Source organism: Mycobacterium sp. 1274761.0 (assembly GCF_001668615.1).
Taxonomy (GTDB): domain Bacteria; phylum Actinomycetota; class Actinomycetes; order Mycobacteriales; family Mycobacteriaceae; genus Mycobacterium.
The window spans coordinates 14,384-36,472 of sequence record NZ_LZMC01000108.1 but is presented as its reverse complement, the minus strand read 5'-3'; the positions used below and the strand labels follow the sequence as shown (position 1 = coordinate 36,472).

Annotated in this window: 19 protein-coding genes; 13 read left to right on the top strand and 6 right to left on the bottom strand. The window is 66.6% G+C overall.

Annotated elements, in window-relative coordinates; translation table 11 throughout:
- Positions 1 to 140: 140 nt before the first annotated feature.
- The 5 genes from A5651_RS21805 to A5651_RS21785 all read left to right on the top strand — a co-directional run bounded on the left by A5651_RS21805 (position 141) and on the right by A5651_RS21785 (position 4,716).
- Positions 141 to 1,196: a DUF2235 domain-containing protein gene (locus A5651_RS21805; RefSeq protein ID WP_066985926.1), complete on the top strand. Its 1,056-nt coding sequence runs from the start codon at positions 141 to 143 to the stop codon at positions 1,194 to 1,196.
- Positions 1,197 to 1,332: 136 nt separating this feature from the next.
- Positions 1,333 to 2,304 (top strand): hypothetical protein, encoded by a 972-nt coding sequence (locus A5651_RS21800; protein WP_369803987.1) that lies wholly within the window; start codon positions 1,333 to 1,335, stop codon positions 2,302 to 2,304.
- Positions 2,305 to 2,379: 75 nt separating this feature from the next.
- The gene (locus tag A5651_RS21795; RefSeq protein ID WP_066985923.1) at positions 2,380 to 3,081 is read left to right on the top strand and encodes a crotonase/enoyl-CoA hydratase family protein; all 702 of its coding nucleotides are present in this window, start codon (positions 2,380 to 2,382) and stop codon (positions 3,079 to 3,081) included.
- A gap of 9 nt (positions 3,082 to 3,090) precedes the next feature.
- Positions 3,091 to 3,696 (top strand): TetR/AcrR family transcriptional regulator, encoded by a 606-nt coding sequence (locus tag A5651_RS21790; RefSeq protein ID WP_066985920.1) that lies wholly within the window; start codon positions 3,091 to 3,093, stop codon positions 3,694 to 3,696.
- A gap of 33 nt (positions 3,697 to 3,729) precedes the next feature.
- Positions 3,730 to 4,716 carry a magnesium transporter CorA family protein gene (locus A5651_RS21785; RefSeq protein ID WP_066985917.1) on the top strand — a complete coding sequence of 329 codons (987 nt, stop codon included), beginning with the start codon at positions 3,730 to 3,732 and terminating at the stop codon, positions 4,714 to 4,716.
- Here the strand turns inward: A5651_RS21785 and A5651_RS21780 are convergent.
- Together A5651_RS21780 and A5651_RS21775 are read right to left on the bottom strand one after the other, a co-directional pair.
- Positions 4,694 to 5,797, bottom strand: a complete 1,104-nt coding sequence (locus A5651_RS21780; RefSeq protein ID WP_066985914.1) for an NAD(P)/FAD-dependent oxidoreductase — start codon at positions 5,795 to 5,797, stop codon at positions 4,694 to 4,696. The two genes, A5651_RS21785 and A5651_RS21780, sit on opposite strands and share 23 nt — an antisense overlap.
- Before the next feature lie 47 nt (positions 5,798 to 5,844).
- The gene (locus tag A5651_RS21775) at positions 5,845 to 6,225 is read right to left on the bottom strand and encodes a VOC family protein (protein ID WP_066986022.1); all 381 of its coding nucleotides are present in this window, start codon (positions 6,223 to 6,225) and stop codon (positions 5,845 to 5,847) included.
- 71 nt (positions 6,226 to 6,296) lie between these two features.
- Between A5651_RS21775 and A5651_RS21770 the strand changes: the two genes are divergently transcribed.
- Entirely contained in the window at positions 6,297 to 6,992 is a 696-nt protein-coding gene (locus A5651_RS21770; RefSeq protein WP_082943913.1) for a DUF3060 domain-containing protein, read from the top strand.
- A gap of 2 nt (positions 6,993 to 6,994) precedes the next feature.
- The gene (locus A5651_RS21765; RefSeq protein WP_066985911.1) at positions 6,995 to 8,935 is read left to right on the top strand and encodes a serine/threonine-protein kinase; all 1,941 of its coding nucleotides are present in this window, start codon (positions 6,995 to 6,997) and stop codon (positions 8,933 to 8,935) included.
- A gap of 21 nt (positions 8,936 to 8,956) precedes the next feature.
- Here the strand turns inward: A5651_RS21765 and A5651_RS21760 are convergent, their stop codons facing one another.
- Positions 8,957 to 9,181, bottom strand: a complete 225-nt coding sequence (locus tag A5651_RS21760; RefSeq protein ID WP_066985908.1) for a hypothetical protein — start codon at positions 9,179 to 9,181, stop codon at positions 8,957 to 8,959.
- 105 nt (positions 9,182 to 9,286) lie between these two features.
- Between A5651_RS21760 and A5651_RS21755 the strand changes: the two genes are divergently transcribed.
- The 3 genes from A5651_RS21755 to A5651_RS21745 are packed head-to-tail and all read left to right on the top strand — an operon-like array spanning position 9,287 to position 11,171.
- Positions 9,287 to 9,628 carry a hypothetical protein gene (locus A5651_RS21755; RefSeq protein ID WP_156663110.1) on the top strand — a complete coding sequence of 114 codons (342 nt, stop codon included), beginning with the start codon at positions 9,287 to 9,289 and terminating at the stop codon, positions 9,626 to 9,628.
- 1 nt (position 9,629) lies between these two features.
- A complete protein-coding gene (locus A5651_RS21750; protein ID WP_066985902.1) occupies positions 9,630 to 9,908 on the top strand; it encodes a hypothetical protein in 279 nt (92 codons plus the stop codon).
- Positions 9,909 to 9,959: 51 nt separating this feature from the next.
- On the top strand, positions 9,960 to 11,171 hold the full coding sequence (locus A5651_RS21745) for an FAD-dependent oxidoreductase (protein ID WP_066985900.1): 1,212 nt from the start codon (positions 9,960 to 9,962) through the stop codon (positions 11,169 to 11,171).
- A 4-nt stretch (positions 11,172 to 11,175) separates the two neighbouring features.
- On the opposite strand, the gene A5651_RS21740 is transcribed toward A5651_RS21745, so the two are convergent.
- From A5651_RS21740 to A5651_RS21730, 3 genes are all read right to left on the bottom strand, one after another.
- A complete protein-coding gene (locus tag A5651_RS21740; protein ID WP_066985896.1) occupies positions 11,176 to 12,438 on the bottom strand; it encodes an Ig-like domain-containing protein in 1,263 nt (420 codons plus the stop codon).
- A 103-nt stretch (positions 12,439 to 12,541) separates the two neighbouring features.
- The gene (locus A5651_RS21735) at positions 12,542 to 12,973 is read right to left on the bottom strand and encodes a nitroreductase/quinone reductase family protein (protein WP_066985893.1); all 432 of its coding nucleotides are present in this window, start codon (positions 12,971 to 12,973) and stop codon (positions 12,542 to 12,544) included.
- A gap of 35 nt (positions 12,974 to 13,008) precedes the next feature.
- Positions 13,009 to 13,620, bottom strand: coding sequence for an HD domain-containing protein (locus A5651_RS21730; RefSeq protein ID WP_066985890.1), 612 nt, complete (start codon positions 13,618 to 13,620; stop codon positions 13,009 to 13,011).
- A gap of 138 nt (positions 13,621 to 13,758) precedes the next feature.
- Between A5651_RS21730 and recC the strand changes: the two genes are divergently transcribed.
- Genes recC through recD form a run of 3 tightly spaced genes read left to right on the top strand, consistent with a single transcriptional unit; the run spans position 13,759 to position 22,065 of the window.
- Positions 13,759 to 17,037 carry an exodeoxyribonuclease V subunit gamma gene (recC, locus tag A5651_RS21725; RefSeq protein ID WP_066985887.1) on the top strand — a complete coding sequence of 1,093 codons (3,279 nt, stop codon included), beginning with the start codon at positions 13,759 to 13,761 and terminating at the stop codon, positions 17,035 to 17,037.
- A 55-nt stretch (positions 17,038 to 17,092) separates the two neighbouring features.
- Entirely contained in the window at positions 17,093 to 20,380 is a 3,288-nt protein-coding gene (gene recB / locus A5651_RS21720) for an exodeoxyribonuclease V subunit beta (protein WP_066985885.1), read from the top strand.
- Entirely contained in the window at positions 20,377 to 22,065 is a 1,689-nt protein-coding gene (recD, locus tag A5651_RS21715; RefSeq protein WP_066985883.1) for an exodeoxyribonuclease V subunit alpha, read from the top strand. The genes recB and recD overlap by 4 nt, the downstream gene beginning before the upstream one ends.
- Positions 22,066 to 22,089: the final 24 nt, after the last annotated feature.

The window sequence follows — 22,089 nt, the reverse complement described above, 5'->3', positions numbered from 1 at the left end:
TACGACCGAGGTGGTTGACATCGCGATTCGTACGGCAAAGATTCGAGTACCGCAATACGCAAGACACGGCCGCGGTTGCCTGGCAAACTCTGGTGTGTCAACGCCTCGAGTAATGGCGGCGTGTGGTCAGGGAGTTTGCTATGAAGAACCTCATACTGTGCTTCGACAGCACAACCGATCGTCCGGGTCCTCGAGACGCCTCCAATGTCGAAGCCACCTACCGGCTACTCCAGTCCACCGCCGACGACCGCCAGCTGACGTGGTACGACGCGGGTCCGGCGAGCCTCAGCTCCCCGCAACTGTTCAACCCGACCGCGCGGCGCTGGCGCCGCAACGCCGCCGCCGCCGCCCGTAGATCCGTCGTCGACGCGTACTTCTTCCTCGTCGACAACTGGGAACCCGAGGACCGCATCTTTCTTCTCGGCGCCGGCCGCGGCGCCTATTGCGCACGCTCGCTGGCCCGGATGCTCGCCTCGGTGGGACTGACGGCCGACTGCGACGACCATTTCGCGGAGTACGCGCTGGCGGCGTTCGCGCTTCCCACGCAGAGCCGCACCACCACCGACTGGGGGCACATTCAGCGGCTGGCGTGCGCACTCGCCGACGGTGAGGACGTCGCGGTCCCCGTGCACTTCCTCGGCTTGTGGGACACCCTGAAAGTGCCTGGGGCAATAGAGCTTTGCGAAGAGGACTGGCTGGGCAACGTCGTCTCGGGACGGCACGCCGTCGCCATTGACGGTGGCTCGGGGCCGTTCGGCGAATGCCGGATGGGCAGCGACGACGACGTCGAAGAGGTGTGGTTCCGCGGCACCCATTGCGACGTGGTCGGCGGCCCGAATGCGTACTGGCCCCTGGCCGACATCACGCTTGACTGGATGCTCGACGGCCTGGTGAATGCAGGCGCCATCGTCGGCGACAACGCCAAGCCCCGCACGCCGGCCCCCACCGAACGGGATGCCCTCGCCGAGGGTGCGCGGTCGTTGCGGTTCCGCAAGGTGCCCGAGGATGCCCTCGTACACGCGAGCGTCGACGTGTACTTGCGGTCCCATCCCGATTACTGGCGCAGGTTGCCGTGGCATCTCGTGTGGTCCGATACGGACTGGGCGGCCCGCGCTGAGCGCCTGCCGGTGCCGAACACCACGCCGCTGGCGACGGCCGTGCCGGACTCCGACGAACTCACCGCGGTCGCGTCGTAATGTCGGCAATCTGGACATACAACCTCGCCAGGCACTTGAGCCTCAATTAACTCACAAGAAATTGCTGTCACAGCAAATTCCCTGGTGCGCGATTTCGAGTGCTGACCACCTCACCAGACCGTGATATAAGCAACGCGTGGGGATTACCGGATGGTTCGGCGACCGTGCCAGCGATATAGCGAATTGGTCCCCCGGCGCGTGGACGGCGCTGGCGGCCTGGGCGGCTCTGTGCGTCACCGTCGCCGCACTGCTCTATACGTGGCGGCAATTCCAGGCTGCCAAGCAGCAGAGCGAAGATCTGTCGCAGCCCAACGTCTCCATGTATATGGAACCGAGCGCATCGGATTGGCATCTCGTCGAATTGGTGGTGAAGAACTTCGGTCAGCGGCCGGCCTACGGCATCAAGTTCGAATTCGCCACGCCGCCAACGGTGCCGCGCTACGAGAGCGCCGACCCCGATAACTACGTCGACATCGTTGCGTTGAAACTGCCCGCCGAGATCCCGTATCTGGCGCCGTCGCAGGAGTGGCGCACGGTGTGGGATTCGGCGCTGGACCGCAAGCAGCTCGGTGAGTCGATCGGCTCCCGCTTCGTCGGCGCCGTCACGTACTACGACCAGCCGAATTCGCCGCGACAGGGCAAGGGCAAGAAGGCACGCCGCCCGTACCGCACACCTGCGGTGTTGGACTGGGCGACCTTGCACCCGGTCGAACGGCTCGAGCTGCTGACCACCCACGACCTCGCGCGGCAGGAGAAGCAGAAGCTGGAGCTGCTGCGCGGGCTGCTGACCTATTACCACTACGCGACGACCGAAAGCCGTCACGAAGCCCTGCAGGCCGAGATCAACAAGATCAATGCGGCCGCCAACGAACAGCGCGACCGCTACCGCAGCCAGTTCGGCGTCCAATCCGAACAACAGCCCAACGCGCCTGCGGCGCCGGTGGCGGTCGATGAGCTGCCCGCGCGGCAGCCGCAAGGCTTTCAGAACCCTCCGCAGCCGCGGTACGACGGGCTGCCTCCCGAGTACGACGACCCGGCGCCCTACGTCGACGACGATGCCCAGACTCGGGTGATCAACGGACGTCACCGTCGCAACATCGCTGGGTGAGGTCTGGCCCTTTGTTTTCGTAACGCCGTTTCGTAACATCGATCTGAAACAAAGGCGCACGTCTTGGGAGGACCGATGACCAGCCCGGTGAACTACCAGCTCAACGAATCGGTGTCGACGATCACACTCGACGACGGCAAGGTCAACGTCCTCGGGCCGCCGATGCAGGCCGCCATCAACGGGGCCCTCGACCGCGCCGAGAAGGACGACGCGAAGGCGGTCGTGCTGGCCGGCAATCAGCGGGTGTTCAGCGGAGGATTCGACCTGTCGGTGTTCCAGTCCGGCGATGCGGACGCGGCGCTGGGCATGCTGTCGGGCGGCTTCGAGTTGGCGGTGCGGTGCCTGACGTTCCCGGCGCCGGTCATCATGGCCGCGACGGGTCCGGCGATCGCGATGGGGTCGTTTCTTCTGCTAAGCGGCGACCTCCGGATCGGGGCTCCGAAGTCGCGATGCCAAGCAATCGAGGTGGCGATCGGGATGACGATTCCGATTGCCGCGATCGAGCTGATGCGGATGCGCTTGACACCCGCAGCCTTCCAGCGTGGCGTGTCGCTGGCGTCCACGTTCATCGGTGACGAGGCGATCGCCGCCGGCTGGCTCGACGAGATCGTGGACGCCGACAAGGTGCTGCCCCGCGCACAGGAGGTGGCCGCTGAAGCGGCCGCAACACTGCATGCCGGCGCGCACCGGGCGAGCAAATTGAAGGCACGCGAATCCGCGCTGACCGCCATCCGCGCCGGAATCGACGGCCTGCCAACGGAATTCACCGCCATCTAGGCATCGACAATGCCCAGGGCGAAGCAACGCACGCCCGAGCTTCGGGATCGGGTTCTTGACGTGGCGATCACCACGCTCGGCGAAGAGGGCATCGCGCGTTTCACCACGCGACGGGTGGCCGAGCGGGCGGGCACGTCGGTGCCCGCGGTGTACGAGCTGTTCGACGACAAGGCCGGCTTGGTGCGCGCGATGTTCTTCGAGGGCTTCCGGTTGTTGGGAGCCGAACTGGGCAAGGTGCCCGAGACCGACGATCCCCGCGGCGATCTCGAGCGGCTGGTGCCGGTGTTCCGGTTGTTCTGCCGCGCCTACCCGCGGCTGGCACAGGTGATGTTCTCCCGGCCGTTCGCAGACTTCGAGCCCGGCCCCGACGAGCTGGCCGCGGGCGCGGCCGTCCGCGAAATCTTCATTGGCAGGATCAAGCGGTGCATCGACAAGGGACTGCTGGGCGGCGACCCACTGGATATCGCACACGTATTGCTCGCGCTCGCACAGGGTTTGGCGGTGCAGGAGGCCGGACGCTGGCTGGGCACAGCGCCCGAGATCGAGCGTCGATGGAAGGTCGGGGTGACGTCATTGCTCGACGGACTCGGCTGGGCGCCACCGCCACTTCGGTGAACATCGTGTAGAAAATGGGTACAGGATGGTGCGATGACCGACATACGCGGGCGGGTGTGGCGTAGCGGGAAGCCGCAGGACGACTTCGTCTTCTCGTCGATCTCCGACTATCTTGTCGAGGACGACACCTTGGTGTGGTGTGACATCTTCGATCCCGAGGCGGCGACACTGTCAGACCTCGCGCAGGAACTCGGGCTCAACAGCTGGGCGGTCGAGGATGCAGTCGGCGAGGCCGAACGCACGAAGGCCGCCGTCTATCGCACACACACCTTCTTCACGGTCTACGCGGTTTCGATCAACGAAGCCGACGACGAATCCGGTTCGATGCTCAGCACCCACCGAGTCTCCGGCTTCGTTCTGCCGCAAGGCCTCATCACTGTGCGGCTATCCCCCTGGTACGACGTCGAGTCGGTGTCTCGGCGCTTCGACGAACTCGGCGGCCAGGAATACGGTGTGGGATCCCTGGTGCACGGGCTGCTCGACGTGGTCGTCGACGGTCACTTCGAGGCGGTGCAGGCACTCGACGACGGCATCGAGGTGCTCGAGGATGACTTGTTCGACGACAACACCCCGCGAGGAGGGTTGCAGCGCAAAACGTTCCGGCTGCGCAAGGATCTCGTCGAGCTGCGTCGGGTGGTGCTGCCCATGCGCGAAGTGGTGAACTCGATTCAGCACCGCAGGCTGGACGCGAAGACCGCGCCGGAACTCGACCCGCTGTACGCCGATCTCTACGACCACGTGCTGCGGGTGTCGGAGTGGACGGAGTCGCTGCGCGACATGGTCACAACGGTTTTCGAGACGAACCTGTCATTGCAGGACGCCCGGCTGAACCAGGTGATGAAGAAGCTGACCGGCTGGGCGGCGATTATCGCGGTACCGACGGCGATAACGGGTTTCTACGGCCAGAACGTGAGCTATCCCGGCATCGAAACGGTCGGCGGCTTCGTCACGAGCACGGTGATGATCATCGTGCTGGTGGCGCTGCTGTACTGGGTGTTCAAGCGCCGGGATTGGCTGTAGCGGTCAGCACGCCGACGACCTCGGCGCCGCAGCGGTACGTCACGGTGAACCCGTCGCGGCCTTCCACCAGGGCGCTGTCGTCGTACCCGGTGCCCCAGCCGCGGTACGTCAACTCGTATTTCCCTATCACACAGGAGAATTCGGGCACATCGGCCCAGGCGGCGTGGTAACCGGCGGCCGTCGAGCCCGCGATGCGGCCCTGCTCGGTCGCGTCGCGCCAGTGCTCTGACGGTATCCGTCGTCCCGCCGTAACGTTGTAGGCCAGCGCCACGTCGCCCGCGGCGTACACGTTGGGCGCCGAGGTGTGCATGCGCTCGTCGGTCACGACGCGGCCGCCCTCGATGTCCAGACTCGCCGCCGCAGCGAGGCTGCTGTCGGGCCGCACACCCGTCGCCGACACCACCAGTTCGGCTTCCACCCTTGCGCCGCCGCCCAAGATGACACCACTGTCGTCGACGGCGGTCACCCGAGCTCCGCCGGCAAACCGAACACCGCTGTCGGACAACATCTTCGCCACGCGTTCGCCGGCATCGAGGCCGAACCTGCGCAGGACCGGCACCGGCTCAGGAGCGACGAGTGTGGTGGCCACGCCTCGCGCGGCCAGGCAGGACGCCGCCTCACACCCGATGAGCCCGCCGCCGACCACCACGGCCGATTCGGAGTTCTTGGCGGCCATCCGGAGCACCACCGCGTCGGCGAACGACCGCAGCGACAGTGCCGCTTCCCCGCCCGGCACGGCCAGCGGTACGGGTTTGGCGCCGGAGGCGAGCACGAGATGCCAGTAACCGTAGCGGCGGCCGGCGGCGGTGACGACTTCGCGGTTGCGGAGGTCGATGTGGTCGACGGTGATGCCGCGGTGCAGCTCGATGCCGTTCTGCACGAACCACTCGGGGTTGTGCAGGTCCAGCTGGGGATCGCGGCCGCAGAGGTAGGCCTTGCTCAACGGCGGCTTGGCGTAAGGCAGCGCAGCGTCGCTGGTGAGGATGCGAACGGGGATCCTGGGGTGCGCGCGGCGGAAGGTCTCGGCGGCGGTCAACCCTGCCGGACCACTGCCGATGACGATGAACCCCGATGCAACCACGCGGTGGGAGTACCACCGAAGCGGGTTTGCTATTCCACCTTCGTCGCTCAGCCCAACTCGTCGACATCCCAGACGAGACAGAACGTGTGGCCGGCCGGGTCGCGAAAGACGCGGAACGTGTCGTCCTCGTCGGCGTCGGTGACCCGGGTGGCACCGAGCGAGAGCACCTCGCGCTCAGCCTCGTCGATCTGGTCGTCGGGCACCTGGATGTCCAAGTGGAACTGCTGCGAGCCATGGGCGTCGGGGAACGTCGGCGGTTCATGCTCAGGTGAGAGCTGAAAGGCCAGCCGCCGCCCGCTCGGATCGGTCAGCACCGACCAGGTGTCATCCTCTCTGCGGAGATTGCCGCCGAGTACGGCCTGATAGAAACCCGCGAGCTGGTGGGGTTGTCTGCAGTCGACCACCACGGAGCGAAGCTTTCCGATCATGATTTCGGGGTTGCCGTTTTGCCCGATCACAAACGAGCCTGTGGCCGCGCTTGCTGTGGGACTATCTGCCCATGAATTCGGAGGACGACCCCGAGGCCAGAATCAGGGCGCTGGAACAGCCCCTTTCCGCACAGGCCCGGGCCAGCGAGTTGGGAGGCGCGAGCGCCGGTAACGCGGCCTATTTGCCACCGCCGACGTCCGCCTACGGCAGCCCCCCGCCGTATGGTGCTCAGCCGTATGGCAATCAGCCGTTCGATGTCACCTTCAACGCGCCGCCCAAGGTCACCTCGGGCATGCCGTGGCTGGTGTTCGGCATCGTCGCCGCTTTTCTGGTGGTGGGCGTCTCGATCGGCGCCTTCGTCTGGATGCACACGAAATCTGCCATGGATCGGGCGGGCGTGTCCAGCGGCGGCGGGTCCATCGACATCCAGATACCCAGCTTCCCCAGCGTTCCCGCGGTGCCGAGCATCCCGGCCACCGACCCGGACGTGCTCATCGGCGCACCGGGACAATCTCTTTCGGTGGCCGGAGTCGAGCAGCACAAGACGATCACGTGCAATGACGCCACGGTGACTGTCAGCGGCGTGCGCAACACCGTCGCCATCGACGGCCACTGTGCCGGGGTCACGGTGTCGGGCATGAACAATGTCGTCACGATCGATAGCGCGGACGCCATCGGCGCCTCCGGTTTCGACAACCGGGTCACCTACCAGACCGGCTCACCGCAGATCGATTTCACCGGATCGAATGTGGTGGAGCAGGGCTGATCGTGGAAGGCACGCCGTTCGGTCGGTACCGGCTGATCGAATTGTTGGGCCAAGGCGGCATGGGCGAGGTGTGGAAGGCCCATGACACAGCGATCGACCGGGTGGTCGCGCTGAAAATGCTGCTGCCGCACTACGCCAAGGACCCCGACTTCGAGCGGAGGTTCCGCCGCGAGGCCAGGGCGGCGGCGCGGCTGGACGATCCGCACGTCGTCCCCATTTACGACGTCGGCGAGATCGACGACCGGCTCTACGTCACGATGCGGCTGATCAACGGCCGCGACCTGCAGTCGATGATCCACACAGGGCCGTTGGAGCCGCAGCGGGCGGTCGCGATCATCGATCAGATAGCCTCAGCGCTGCACAACGCCCATAGGGTGGGACTCGTCCACCGCGACGTCAAGCCGTCCAACATCCTGGTCGATGGAAACGACTACGCCTATCTCATCGATTTCGGTATCGCCCGCGCCGCGACCGATACCCGGTTGACGTCTGCCAGTTCGGCCATCGGCACGTGGGCCTACATGGCGCCGGAACGGTTCAATTCCGGTGATGTGCACCCGAGTTCGGACATCTACGCCTTGGCCTGTGTGCTCTACCAGTGCCTGACGGGCCAGCAGCCGTTCCCCGGCAGCACCCTCGAGCAGGTCGCCGTCGGGCACATGGTCACCCCGCCGCCGAGACCGTCCGAGCGTGCTCCGATCCCGCCTGCCATGGACCGCGTCATCGCGACCGGGCTCGCCAAACAGCCCGCCGACCGTTACCCGACAGCGGTCGAAATGGCCTCGGCCGCAAAGGAAGCCGTCACCGGCAGTGGTTCATCGAGTGCGTGGGCCGCGCCTGCCCCCGCACCGAGCCCCGGTGCGCTCAGCTGGCCGGAACAGCCGTTCACCCAGATCGGTAACACGCCGGCGCCCTACCCGGCGTCGGCGCCCACCCAGTTCAGCGGGCCACATCACTTCCACCAGCAGCACCCTCAGGACCCGAAGAAGTCCGCGGGCAGTCGGCACGGAATCCTCGTCGGCGCACTGGTATTCGTCGTGACGTTGGTCGTCGTCGCCGGCGCGGTGGGCGTCGTCGCGTTCACTCAGCGAGACAGGTCTGCCGCGAGCGCGCCTCCCGCCTCGTCAGTTAACAGTAGTGACTTCACCGGCAACTACCGCGCAGACTATGGGCCCGGCACCGACCTCGGCGACACACCGGTACCGAATGCGCCTGCGACGACCAACAGTTGGAACGTCCGCTCGGAATGCGGCGCCGGCGGTTGCGTCGCGACCGCGGCCAGTGCGGGCGGCAACGCGCTGCTGTCGAACATGACGTTCGATCAGCTGGGCGGCACATGGGTGGCCGTCGGACTGGCCTCGGCACAGTGCGGCACGCCGGACCCCGTCGAGATCTGGGTCATCATGACATTGCAGCCGCAACCCGACGGGACGTTGGCCGGCGAAAGCATCAGGGCGTCGACCAACAGCGCGTGCGCAGCGAAGCGGGCCGCGAAATTTACCCGGACCGGCGATCCCGATCTCAACAAGGTGGCCAGTCCCGCCGTTCTCCCCCCGCGGACTCTCAGCCCCGCCGAGGGGCTGCACGGCAGCTATCGGCAGACTACGACATTGACCGACGGCAACGTCCTGCCAGGCAAGGTCTTGCAGACCGACACCTACTGTCTGCGCACCGGGAACCGGTGCATGAGCTTATTTCATGCCGGGGCCGAGGTCGTCACGCTGATGTTCGCCGACGACAAGTGGACCCGCAACGAACAGGGCACGTCGACGTGCCCGGCGGGCACAGCGCAGGTGACGATCACAGCCGAGTACCCGATGCCCCAGACGCTGGACGACCCGATCTCGGTGCTCACCGGACGGGGAAAGCAGACGATCGCCCCGGGTGGCCCGTGCACGGGCGGCGGGGACTTTCAGGACAGGTTCGAGCGCACCGGCGACTGAGTCACCGGCGCGGCCGCCGCGTCAGCAGGCGCAGCGCGAGAAGAAGGCGCCGGTGAAGATCGCGATGATGAGGGCTTCGGTGGTCAGGCCCATGACCGCTGTCACCACGACCGCGGAGATGCCCGCGACCCCGATGACCAGCAGCACGAGGTTCCACCACATGTGCGCGTGCGCATGGCCACGCGGCGCCGCGCGAGAGGCGCGAAGCTGGGACGCAACGACCGCACCGTTGTGCGCTTCAAGCATGTGCCGCCCTTCCGCTGTGATGACAGACACAATATAGCGCTATACGTGACCTGACTCACAACTCGACAGCCAATTCGTGATCTTGAATTCTGGTGAAATTGCCGCGTGGAGCCGTCACCCGTGTCCGGAAAGATGGGGCCGGTGGCGAGCATCAACTGGGTCCGTGCCATGTTCATCGGCGCCATCCTGGGCGGCTTCCTGTGGGCGGTGATCGTCAGGCTGGTCTCGCTGGGGCATCCGGCGGTGCCGTGGCAGGCCCGCATGGCGCTGATCGCCGGAGCGGTCAATGGCGCAGCGCTCATCGTCGGTTGGCTGCGCTGGCGTTCCGCGACCGACGAGCGGGGCCGGTCGCTGGCCGCGGCGCTGTGGACGGTGCCGTTCATCGGGATCGCGGTCCTCATCTCGCTCCTGGTTTTCCAAGCCGCCGGCGAGCTGGTTGGCGCGTGACATGGACGAAATCGAATGGTCGAAAGCCAAAACCCGGCCCATCGGAGGTTTTGAGCACGCCCATCCCCTGGCGATCTTCACCGGGTTCGTCGTCGGGATCGCGTGCACACTTCTGGTCGGCATCTACCTATGGTGGTACGCGCTGATCGTGCCGTTTCTGATCGGCGGCGGCACGGTATTGTTCCGGCGCACGCAGGGATTCGGGCTAGGCGTTGTCGCTTCGGGCTGCGCGGCGGTCGTGTTCGTGGCGACACTAGCGGTGCTATTTATTGCATTCTGACTTTGGACGTAATGCTGCAGAGCGGACGCGATCGACGGCAGAGTTGGTGCCATGAGTGACAGGACGACATGTGCCGTTGTCGGCGGCGGTCCGGCGGGGCTGTTTCTCGGGCTGCTGCTGGCCCGCGCCGGCGTCGACGTCACCGTGCTGGAGAAGCACTCCGACTTCCTGCGTGACTTCCGCGGGGACACAGTGCATCCGGTGACGATGCGCCTTCTCGACGAACTCGGCCTGTTCGACCGGTTCGACGAGCTGCCGCACAGCCGGGTCGAAAAAGGACAGTTCGTGGTCGATGGCCGCACCTACACCCTGGTCGACTTCCGCCGGCTGAGGCAGCAGCCGCACCCCTATGTCGCGATGGTGCCGCAGTGGGACCTGCTGGATTTGATCGCCGAAAGCGCTTCCACTGAACCGACTTTCAACCTGCGCATGAACACCGAGGCGACCGGGTTGCTGCACGACGGCGATCGGGTGACCGGTGTGCGCTATACGGGCGCCGACGGTCCCGGTGAACTGCGGGCCGATCTCGTGGTGGGGTGCGACGGCCGCACGTCGGTCGTCCGCAGTGAAACGGGCCTGCCGATCCGCGAATACCCGGTGCCGTTCGACGTGTGGTGGTTCCGTTTGCCTCGGGAACACGACGGGGAGTATTCGCTGATTCCCCGCACGAAACCCGGTCGGGCGTTGATCATGATCCCGCGGCAGGGCTACTTCCAGATCGCCTACCTGATCCCCAAGGGCTGCGACGCGGAGCTGAGGGCCCGTGGAATCGAGGCGTTCCACCAGGAACTGGCGGAGTTGATTCCCGAAACGTCACCAGCGGCGATCACGTCGTTGGACGACGTCAAGGTGCTCGATGTCCGGCTGGACTTGTTGCGCCGCTGGCATGCCGATGGCGTGTTGTGCATTGGCGATGCCGCACATGCGATGTCGCCGGTGGGCGGCGTCGGTATCAACCTGGCCATCGCCGATGCTGTTGCGGCTGGGGGCATTCTGGCCGACCCGCTGCGCAAAGGCCGCTTGACCGTTAAGGATCTGGCGGCCGTGCATCGTCGTCGGATAGTGCCGACCGTCGCCGTGCAGACGCTGCAGCGGGTGCTGCACCGCAATGTGATGGTTCCGGTGCTGCAGGGGCGGGAGGCGAGACCGCCCGCGGGGCTGCTGAAGCTGATCGAGCGGCTCCCCCAGCTGACGGCCATCCCTGCCTACATCGTGGGCGTGGGTCTATTGCCTCAGCATGCACCGGGCTTCGCCCGGCGGTAGCGCATCAGGTGTTGATGGCGCTGCCTTTGCGCCACTCGTTCCACGGCACGCTCCAGTCGCCGCCTTGGGCGAGGGTGAGCGGGGGCCCGCCGGTGCCGTGCACTTCGACGATGTCACCGGGCACCGAGAAGTTGAAGAACCAGGCGGCGTTCTCGCCGTTGAGGTTCAAGCAGCCGTGTGAGGTGTTGGTGTTTCCCTGCGCCCAGACGGTGGCGTTCAGCTGGTGCAGATAGATGCCGTCGATGCTGATCTTCGTGGCATAAGGGACGGTGGTGCGGTAGCCGCCCGAGCCGACCAAGCCGTAGGTCGTTGAGTCCATGATCACCGGGTTGCCCTTGTCGAGCACGGTGTAGGTGCCCGGCGGCGTCCAGAAATGCAGCGTCCTGCCACCGACGGTTTCCGTCCCGCCCTTGCCCATCGACGTGGGCATGGTGCGCACCAGCTTGCCGTTGTCGAAGACGCTGACCTGCTTGGTTTTGTCGTCGGCAATCGACACGTGCGCGTTGCCGATCTTGAAGGAGACGTGCTGGTCTTCCTCGCCATAGAAGCCGTCGCCGAGGTCGGCTCCGTAGATGTCGGCGGTGACGTCGACCGTCGTGCCTGGCGCGTAGTACTTTTCGGGCCGCCAGTGGGCGTTCTGGTCGTCAATCCAGTTCCAGGACCCGGTGACACGCGGGTTGGTGGTGACGTGCAGGCGTTTCTCGGCGGCGGCCTTGTCGGCGACGGGTTCGTCGAAGTGGGCGACGACGACCATGCCGACGCCGTAGGTGTTGCCGTCGACCAGTGGGCCGCCATTGATCGTGTTGAGGTACACCGCCGTCTGGTAGTCGGGTGACACGGTGGTGAAGCTCGACGTCTGACGCGTGGGCATACCGCTGGGGCCGCGCGCGTTGATGGTCATGGTGTAGGTGCGCCCGTAGCCGAGTTGTTGGGTGGGGTGCCAACCCTTTTTATCGGGAGTGAGCGCGCCGGGGATGGTCGTGCCGCTCTCGTTGACCATTGTGACGTTGTCGAGCGTGCCGTCGAAGGCGGTGATGGAGACGGGTGCGGCTGGGTTGACGTCTTCGGCCAGCGACTGCGGGAAGACTCCGATCGCGGCGGGCTTCGGCGGTTGCGCTTCAGGGGCGGAGAGGGTCTGCGCGGCGCTGGCTACTCGGCACTGTGTGGAGCACGAAGCGGTGGTGTCGGCGACGTCTCCGGCAAGCAGCACTACCGCCGCCAGTGCGATGGCGGCGGAGCCGATTCGGACGCGACGAGACCAGGGCAAAAGTTCTCCAATGTGAGTCGGCAAGGGCCGGATGATCGATCAGCGTGATGCTGATCGGATCCCCACTATAGGGCGTCAGGAAACACGCCGCCCTTGGTACGGGTTAAGCGTCGGTATCGAGTTCGAATACGGGGATAACGCGTTCAGTGCGCTTCTCGTAATCGGCGAAACCCGGCGCGCGCTGCTTGATGATCTCGTAAATCCGGTCGCGTTCGGCCCGCGGAAGTTCGCGGGCTTTGATGGGCTTTTTCGGGGCGTCGCCGATCTCGACCTGGGCGTCGGGGTGGGCCCGCAGATTGAAGACCCACGCGGGGCTGCTATCGCGGCCGGCCGCGGATCCGACGATGTAGATCTTGTCGTCGATGTCGAAGTAGCCGATCAGGTTGAGCCGCTCGTGCCCGCTCTTGGCGCCGGTCGAGGTCAGCAGCAACAGCGGGAAGCCTTCGAACTGCCCGCCCACCTTGCCGGCGTTACGGCGAAATTCTTCGATGTTGCGTTCGTTGAACTCGCGCTCGGAGGCCATGTCGTCGGGCATGGCTCCATCCTGACATGTCAAGGCGGGCGCTCCCGTCACACTGTTGCCGCGACCGGCGGCCCGATCTCCTCGCCGAGCGCCCGGATCACCCGCGCCAGCTCGTCGACCAGCCAGCTTTCGCTGCGATGCCGGTAGACCTCGAGAAGTGACCGGTAGTACCACAGATGGTCCTGCGGATCGGCAGTGTTGAAGCGCTGCCACACCCGCGGACCCTCGCGGCGCAGGTCCCGCAGGATGGCGCGCGCGTTGTCGAGCTTGTCGGCCATCGACACCCGGATTGTGCTGTCCGACGCCTCATGCAGATGGTTGATGTAGTTCTCCTTGCGCTGACGCCACGGCGGCTTCGGTGTGACGACGGTGTCGCTGCACTCCTCGACGATCGCTGCGACGTCAGCGCCGAATCGCTCCTCGATCTCGGCCAGCGTCGCCTCACCGCCCTGGTCTTCGGCGGCGTCGTGCAGAAGCGCCGCGATCGCCTCGGTCTCGGTGCCGTCGGCCTCGATCACCAGACCCGCCACCGACAGAAGATGCCCGATGTAGGGCACCTCGCTGGCCTTGCGGGTCTGCGCGTTGTGCAACTCGGCCGCGTACCCGAGCGCCTCGTGAAATTTCGGCCCCAGCCGCGGCTCTGTCGTTCTCTCGCTCATATCGTCCTTCCGTGACCGAGGGGCGAGCCGCCACAATGTCGGCCTGACAGCGTCGCCGTGCCTATATATGCCTGGCGGCGCTCTCAGAGCGACATTGTGTCAGCGATTCGCCGGTCCGACGCCGTAGTGTGACCATCGATGGCGTTTCACATCCATCGTGCTGAACGCACCGACCTGCTCGCCGACGGACTCGGTGCCCTGCTCGCCGATCCGCTGCCCGACCCCTTCACCGAGGAAGTCGTCATCGTCCCCGCCAAGGGCATCGAACGTTGGCTCAGTCAACGGCTGTCGCACGTCCTCGGCCGCGGCACCGGTCACGACGGACGCCGAATCGTCGGCTCGGCCGACGGCGTCTGCGCGGGCATCTCGTTCCGCAATCCGCGCTCGCTCATCGCTGAGATACTGGGGCTGATCACCGGCACCACCGACGATGACCCCTGGCATCCCGACGCACTCGTCTGGCCGCTGCTCGAGGTCATCGACGCCAGCTGCGACGACAGCTGGTGCAAACCGCTCGCGACACACCTCGGACACTTCGAGGCAGGCGAGGAACGCGAACTACGGATGGGCCGCCGCTACGCCGTCGCACGGCGGCTGGCCGGGCTCTTCGCCTCCTACGCGCGCCAGCGTCCGAAACTGCTCATCGACTGGGAAAACGGCGCCGACGACGCAGTCACCGCTGATCTCGCATGGCAGCCCCACCTGTGGCGTGCGGTGCTCAACCGCGTCCAAGCCGATCCACCACACATCCGGCACGCCAAAACGCTTGCCACACTGCAGGAGTCGCCCATCGATCTGCCTGAGCGAATATCGCTCTTCGGCCACACCCGCCTGCCCACCACCGAGATCGAACTGCTCGAGGCGCTCTCCACCCACCACGACCTGCATCTGTGGCTGCCGCATCCCAGCGACAACCTGTGGCAATCGCTGGCCGACGTCCACGGCCAGATTCCCCGCCGCACAGACACCAGCCACCGTCAGGTGGGCCATCCGCTGCTCGCCACCCTCGGCCGTGACCTCCGCGAGCTACAGCGCGGCCTCCCCCTCGAGCCGCAGACCGACGAGTACCTCGGCGGCCGCGACCATCCCGAAACTCTGCTGGGCTGGCTGCAGTCCGACATCACCGCCAACGCCGTGCGACGCGACGGCCGGACACACACGCGCGACGACCGCTCGGTGCAAGTGCACAGCTGCCATGGCCCCGCGCGCCAAATCGATGTTCTCCGTGAGGTTTTGCTCGGCCTTCTCGCCGACGACCCCACGCTCGAGCCCCGCGACATCCTCGTCATGTGTCCTGACATCGAGGCGTATGCACCGCTCATCGTAGCCGGCTTCGGGCTCGGTGACATGATCAAGGGCATCCATTCCGCGCACAAGTTGCGGGTCCGTCTGGCCGACCGCTCGCTGGTGCAGACCAACCCGCTACTCGGCGTCGCGTCGCAACTGCTCGCGCTGGCCAGCGGCCGCGTCACGTCCAGCGAGGTGCTCAATTTCGCGCAGGCCGCACCGGTACGGGCCCGCTTCGGTTTCACCGACGACAACCTCGAAGACATCACCCGCTGGGTGCGACAGGCCAACATCCGCTGGGGTTTCGACCGTGACCACCGCAAGCCCTACGGGGTCGACTTCATCCAGAACACATGGCGTTTCGGCATCGACCGCATCTTGGCCGGCGTCGCGATGTCCGACGACTCACGCGCCTGGATCGACACCACCCTGCCGCTCGACGATGTCAGCAGCAACCGCGTCGACCTTGCCGGCCAACTCGCCGAATACATAAGCCGGCTGGAGGACGTCGTCGACTCCCTCACCGGCGCAAAGCCATTGCACCGGTGGCTCGCTGCGCTGGAGACGGGCATCGACCGGCTGGCCCACGTCGATGACGACGATGCCTGGCAGACCAGCCAGCTGCAACGCGAGTTCGCCGATGTGCGTACCAACGCGGGGCCGCGGGCCGAGACCACCATGCGTCTGCCCGACATCCGCGCGCTGCTGGACCGTCACCTGGCCGGACGGCCGACACGGGCCAACTTCCGCACCGGCACCCTGACGGTGTGCACTATGGTGCCCATGCGGTCGGTGCCGCACCGGGTGGTATGCCTCGTCGGCCTCGACGATGGTGTGTTCCCGCGGCTCGGCGTAATGGACGGGGACGACGTACTGGCCCGCGACCCCATGACCGGCGAACGCGACATCCGTTCCGAGGACCGGCAATTGCTGCTGGACGCGATCGGCGCCGCCACCGAGAAGCTCGTCATCACCTACACCGGCGCCGACGAATACTCTGGCCAGGAGCGCCCGCCCGCAGTACCACTGGCCGAGCTGCTCGACACCCTCGACCTCACCACCGAACACGAGGTTCGCCGCGCCGTCGTCGTCAAACATCCGTTGCAGCCCTTCGATACTCGCAACGTCATCCCCGACGCGCTCATCCCTGACGAACCTTTCACCTTCGACAACACCGTGCTGAACGCGGCCAAGGCTCGCACCGGCCAGCGCGCCGAGAAGCCGCCGTTCATCTCCGGCCCGCTGCCCGCTCCCCCGCCCGACGACGTGGTGCTGGCCGATCTCGCTGCGTTCTTCCGCGACCCGGTGAAGGGCTTCTACCGCGCGTTGGACTACACGCTGCCGTGGGAGGTCGACGGTGTCGAGGACGCCATGCCGGTCGACATCAACGCGCTGGAGGAGTGGACGGTCGGCGACCGGATGCTCGACGACATGCTGCACGACATGGAGCCTGACCAGGCGCGGCAAGCCGAATGGCGGCGCGGCACATTGCCTCCGGGACAGCTCGGCTGGCGCAAGGCCACCGAGATCCGGGACCAGGCAATTCTTTTGGCCGAGGTCGCCCGCGGCTACCGCAGTGCCAGAGCCGACGCGGTCGACGTCGACATCGACCTGGGCGGGCGACGCCTCACCGGCACCGTCTCCCCCGTGTTCAGCGAGCGGCTGGTGGCGGTGACGTACTCCAAGCTCGACGGCCGTCACCTGCTGCAGTCGTGGATTCCCCTGTTGGCGTTGCTCGCTCACGATCCGAGCCGGGATTGGGCTGCAGTATGTATCGGCCGCGCCAAGCGGGGCACGACACCGCGTCAGGAGATGTTGCGCCGCCCGGCGGAACCGGCGCGAGACCTGCTCGCCGATCTTGTGGATATGTACGACGCGGGACGCCGCGAGCCACTCCCGTTGCCGGTCAAAACGTCCTACGCCTGGGCCGAAGCCGTTCACACCCACGGCGACCCGCAACGGGTCGCGGGCTACCGGTGGAAATCCGACCGCTATCCCGGTGAAGACGCCGAACCGGCACATGTGCGGACCTGGGGTGAGGGGGCATGGCTGCGCGTGCTCATCGACGCGGGCCTCGGCGACTACGCCTGCCGGCTTTGGCTGCCGATGCTGAGAGCGATGGACGGCTGATGCGCACGTGAGGAGCACAAGAATTCGATGCGCACGTGAGGAGCAGAAGAATCTGATGCGCACGTTCGATCTGTTGGGCCCGCTGCCCCCCGCGCGGTCAACCACCGTGCTGGAGGCGAGCGCGGGCACGGGTAAGACGTTCGCGTTGGCGGGCCTTGTCACCCGGTACATTGCCGAGGGCGAGGCGACGCTGGACCAGATGCTGCTCATCACGTTCGGCCGAATGGCCACCCTCGAACTCCGGGATCGGGTGCGCCGCCAAATCGTCGACTCCGTTGTGGCTTTCGACGATCCGAGGCAAGTCGGTGACAACCAGGTCATCGAGCACCTGCTGAAGTGCGGCGACGACGAGCGGTTGTTGCGTCGCCAGCGGTTGCGTGACACGCTGGCCGCGTTCGACGCCGCGACGATCGCCACTACCCACCAGTTCTGCCAGACGGTGCTCAAGTCGCTCGGGGTGGCCGGTGACAGCGACTCGGGTGTCACGTTGGTGGAGAGCCTCGACGAGCTGGTCACTGAGATCGTCGACGACCTGTACCTGCGCCACTTCGGGCACGAGCGTGACGACCCGCAACTCAGCCACGGCGACGCGCTGCGGTTGGCCCGCGAGGTCGTCAAGCATCCGGCGACCGAGCTGCGGCCGCAGGACCCGCCGCCGGATTCCCGGGCGGCCGTATGCGTCGCGTTCGCGAAAGACGTTCTGTCCGAACTGGAAATCCGCAAGCGCCGCCGCGGCATCATCAGCTACGACGACCTGCTCACCCGGCTGGCCGATGCGCTCGACGCCGACGACTCCCCGGCCCAGCTGCGGATGCATCAGCGATGGCCCATCGTCATGGTCGACGAGTTCCAGGACACCGACCCGGTACAGTGGAAGGTGATCGACCGCGCCTTCACCAAACGCTCGACGCTGATCCTGATCGGCGACCCCAAGCAGGCGATCTACGCGTTCCGCGGCGGTGACATCGTCACTTATCTCAAGGCGGCCGAGACGGCAGGCGTACGCAAGACGCTGAACAAGAACTGGCGCAGTGACGCCGCGTTGGTGCAGCGGCTGCAGACGCTGCTGGGCGGCGCCCACCTCGGCGACCCGAGAATCGTCGTGCACGACGTCGAAGCGCGGTACCACAGCTCTCGGCTCGCGGGCGCGCCGTGCACCGATCCGCTCCGGCTGCGCGTCGTCAAACGGGACCTGTTCGGCTGCAAGGGAACCCGCACCATCGCGATATCGGATCTGCGTCAGCACATCCCGAAGGACCTGGCGGCTGACATCGGCGAACTGTTGACCTCCGGTGCCACGTTCGACGGACGACCGCTGGAGGCACGCGACATCGCGGTGATCGTGGAGAGCCACAAGGATGCCCGCGCCTGCTATCGCGCGCTGTGCGCGTCCGGCATCCCGGCGGTGTACACCGGCGACTCCGACATCTTCAACTCCGCGGCTGCCGAGGATTGGCTGTGCCTGCTGGAGGCATTCGACCAGCCGCATCGGCCGGGCATGGTGCGCGCAGCCGCGGCGACGATGTTCTTCGGTAAGACCGCCGACGAGTTGGTGTCCGGCGGCGACGGGTTGACAGACGAGATCGCGGAATCACTGCGGGAGTGGGCCGGCCACGCCCGCGAACGCGGTGTCGCCGCCATCTTCGCGGCCGCGCAGCTCAGCGGGATGAGCGACCGCGTGCTGTCCTGGCAGGGCGGCGAGCGGCAGATGACCGACCTGGCGCACATGACCCAGCTGCTGCAGGAGGCGGCCCACCGCGAGCAGTTCAGCCTGCCCGCGCTGCGCGACTGGCTGCGCGAGCAGCGTGAAGAACGCAGCGGCGCAACCGAACGTGCGCGACGACTGGACCATGACGCCGCAGCGGTGCAGATCATGACGGTGTGGGTGGCCAAGGGTCTGCAGTTCCCGGTGATATACCTGCCGTTCGCGTTCAACCGCAACGTGCAGGCCCGCGAGCTGGTGTTGTTCCATGACGGCGACCAGCGGTGCCTGCATGTCGGCGGCGACGACAGCTCGGACTTCAACGCGGTGGCGGCGGCCGGCCGTCACGAGGATGCCAGCGACGACAGCCGGCTGATGTATGTGGCGATGACGCGGGCGCAGTCACAGGTGGTGGCGTGGTGGGCGCCTTCGTGGGACGAGCCGAACGGCGGCCTGTCGCGGCTGCTGCGCGGGCGACGGCCAGGCGAGGCGGAGGTGCCGGATCGCGTGTCGCCGGACAAGGTTTCCGACGACGACGCGATGGCGCGGTTCACGGAGTGGGAGGCCGCGGACGGGTTGGTGATCGAGGAATCGGTGGCGCGTCGGGTGCCTTCCTTGCCCGCTGAACAGCCGCGCGGGGATCTGGACGTGCGGCACTTCCATCGGGCGATCGACGCGGCGTGGCGCCGGACGTCGTACTCGGGGCTGATCCGCGCCGCGGAGACCACGCCGGTGAGCAGCGAGCCGGAGGTGATAGAGCTGGACGACGAGGTCGCCGAGATTCCGTTGACGACGACGGCGGTCGGCGCGGATGTGCCTTCGCCGATGGCGCATCTGCCCATGGGCGCGAAGTTCGGCACGCTGGTGCACGCGGTGCTGGAGACGGCCGATCCGTTCGCGGTCGATATGGCCGCGGAGTTGGAGGCGAAGATCCGCGAGCACATGGCGTGGTGGCCCGTCGACGTCGCCCCTGCCGATCTGGCCGCCGCGATGGTGCCGATGCACGACTCTCCCCTGGGCCCGCTCGCCGGCGGGGTGACGCTGCGGCAGATCGGGCTGGCCGACCGGATGCGTGAGATGGATTTCGAATTCCCTTTGGCTGGTGGTGATCTCAGGTCAGCCGCGCCGGACATCCGGCTCTCGCATGTCGGCGAACTGCTGGGGGCGCATCTGCCCGCTGGCGACCCGTTGGCGTTGTACGCCGATCGACTGACGGGTCCCGCGTTGGGCGGTCAGCCGTTGAAGGGGTATCTGTCCGGGTCGGTCGACGCGGTGTTGCGGATCGCCGACCGCTATATGGTCGTCGACTACAAGACGAACTGGCTCGGTGATCCGTCGGAGCCGTTGACGGCCGCCGACTACGCGCAGCCCCGGCTGGTCGAGGCGATGCTGCATTCGGACTATCCGCTGCAGGCGCTTCTGTACAGCGTTGTGCTGCACCGCTTTCTGAGATGGCGACTGCCTGAGTATGTGCCCGACAGACATCTGGGCGGAGTGATGTACCTGTTTCTGCGGGGAATGTGCGGGCCCGACACGCCGGTGGTCGACGGCCACCCGGCAGGAGTGTTCAGCTGGCAGCCGCCGTCGCTATTGATCACGGCGATCTCCGACCTGCTCGACGTTGGACGGGCGGCAGCATGACGACCGTGGAATGGCGCCGGCCGCTCGGGGTCACGGGTCTGCTGCAGACGTTCAGCGATGCCGAGGTGCTCGAGTCGCCCGATGTACACGTGGCACAGCGGCTTACCGCGTTGGCCAAGGAGGACGACGAGAGCGTCGCACTCGCGGTCGCGGTGGCGGTCCGGGCGTTGCGGAACGGTTCGGTGTGTGTGGACCTGCGTTCGGTCGAGGCGCAGGTGGGGGTGGACGGTCTGCCGTGGCCTGACATCGACGCGTGGCTGGCCGCGATCCAGGCAAGCCCGCTCGCCGGCGCGCCGCCGGTCTTGCGTTTGTACGGCGACCTGCTGTACCTGGATCGGTATTGGCTAGAGGAACAGCAGGTGTGCGATGACGTGCACAGGATGATCGCGGTCAAGCCGCAGAAGGTGTCGCCTGATATCGACCGCCTATTTCCCGTCGGCTTCGAGGAGCAGCGTGCCGCGGCGAAAGTGGCACTGTCGCAGGGTTTGACGGTACTGACCGGTGGTCCCGGCACCGGCAAGACGACGACGGTGGCGCGGCTGCTGGCGCTGCTGGCCAGCGGGACGCGATTGCGGGTCGCGCTGGCGGCGCCGACGGGCAAGGCCGCCGCGCGACTGCAGGAGGCGGTGCAGCTGGAGGTCGCGAAGCTCGACGCTGCCGACCGGGACGCCTTATCGGGCATGCATGCGACGACGTTGCACCGGCTGCTGGGCAGCAGGCCAGACACGTCGGCGAGATTCCGCCACAACCGCGGCAACCGATTGCCGCACGACGTCATCGTGGTCGACGAGACGTCGATGGTGTCGCTGACGATGATGGCGCGCCTGCTGGAGGCGGTGCGCCCGGACGCGCGGCTGATCCTGGTGGGCGATCCAGATCAGCTGGCGTCGGTGGAGGCGGGTGCGGTGTTGGCCGATCTCGTCGAGGGACTGGACGATTCGAAGTTGGCCGCGCTGAAGACCCCGCACCGGTTCGGCGAATCGATCGGGGCGTTGGCGGCGGCGATCCGGGACGGCGATGCCGACCGAGCGCTGGAGGTGCTGCGTGCCGGCGGTGAGAACATCGAATGGATTGACACCGACGAGCCGTCGGAGCATTTGCGCGAAGTCGTTGTGCCGCAAGCACGCCGGTTACGTCAAGCGGCGATTCTGGGCAACGCCGAGGTGGCGCTGCAGACGCTCGACGAGCATCGGCTGTTGTGCGCCCACCGGCGCGGCCCTTACGGCGTGCGGTTCTGGAATCGACAGATCGAGCGCTGGCTGTCGGAGGAGACCGGCGAACCGATCTGGTCGGACTGGTACGCGGGGCGGCCGGTGCTGGTGACGGCGAACGACTACGGGCTGGGCTTGTACAACGGCGATACGGGTGTGACGGTGGTGCGCGAAGGCGTGCTTCGGGCGGTCATCGCCGGATCGGAGCAAAAGGAGTTCGCGACCAGCAGGCTGTCGGACGTGGACACGCTGCACGCGATGACGATCCACAAGAGCCAGGGTAGCCAGGCCGACGAGGTGACAGTGCTGTTGCCGCAAGAGGATTCGCGGCTGCTGATGCGCGAGCTGTTCTACACGGCGGTCACGCGCGCCAAGGAGCGGGTGCGGGTCATCGCGTCGGAGCAGGCGCTGCGCGCGGCGGTCGAACGACGGGCCGTCCGCGCGTCAGGTCTGGCGCGCCGATTGCGCGGCTGAGCTACCCGCAAGGCGCGCAAGGCC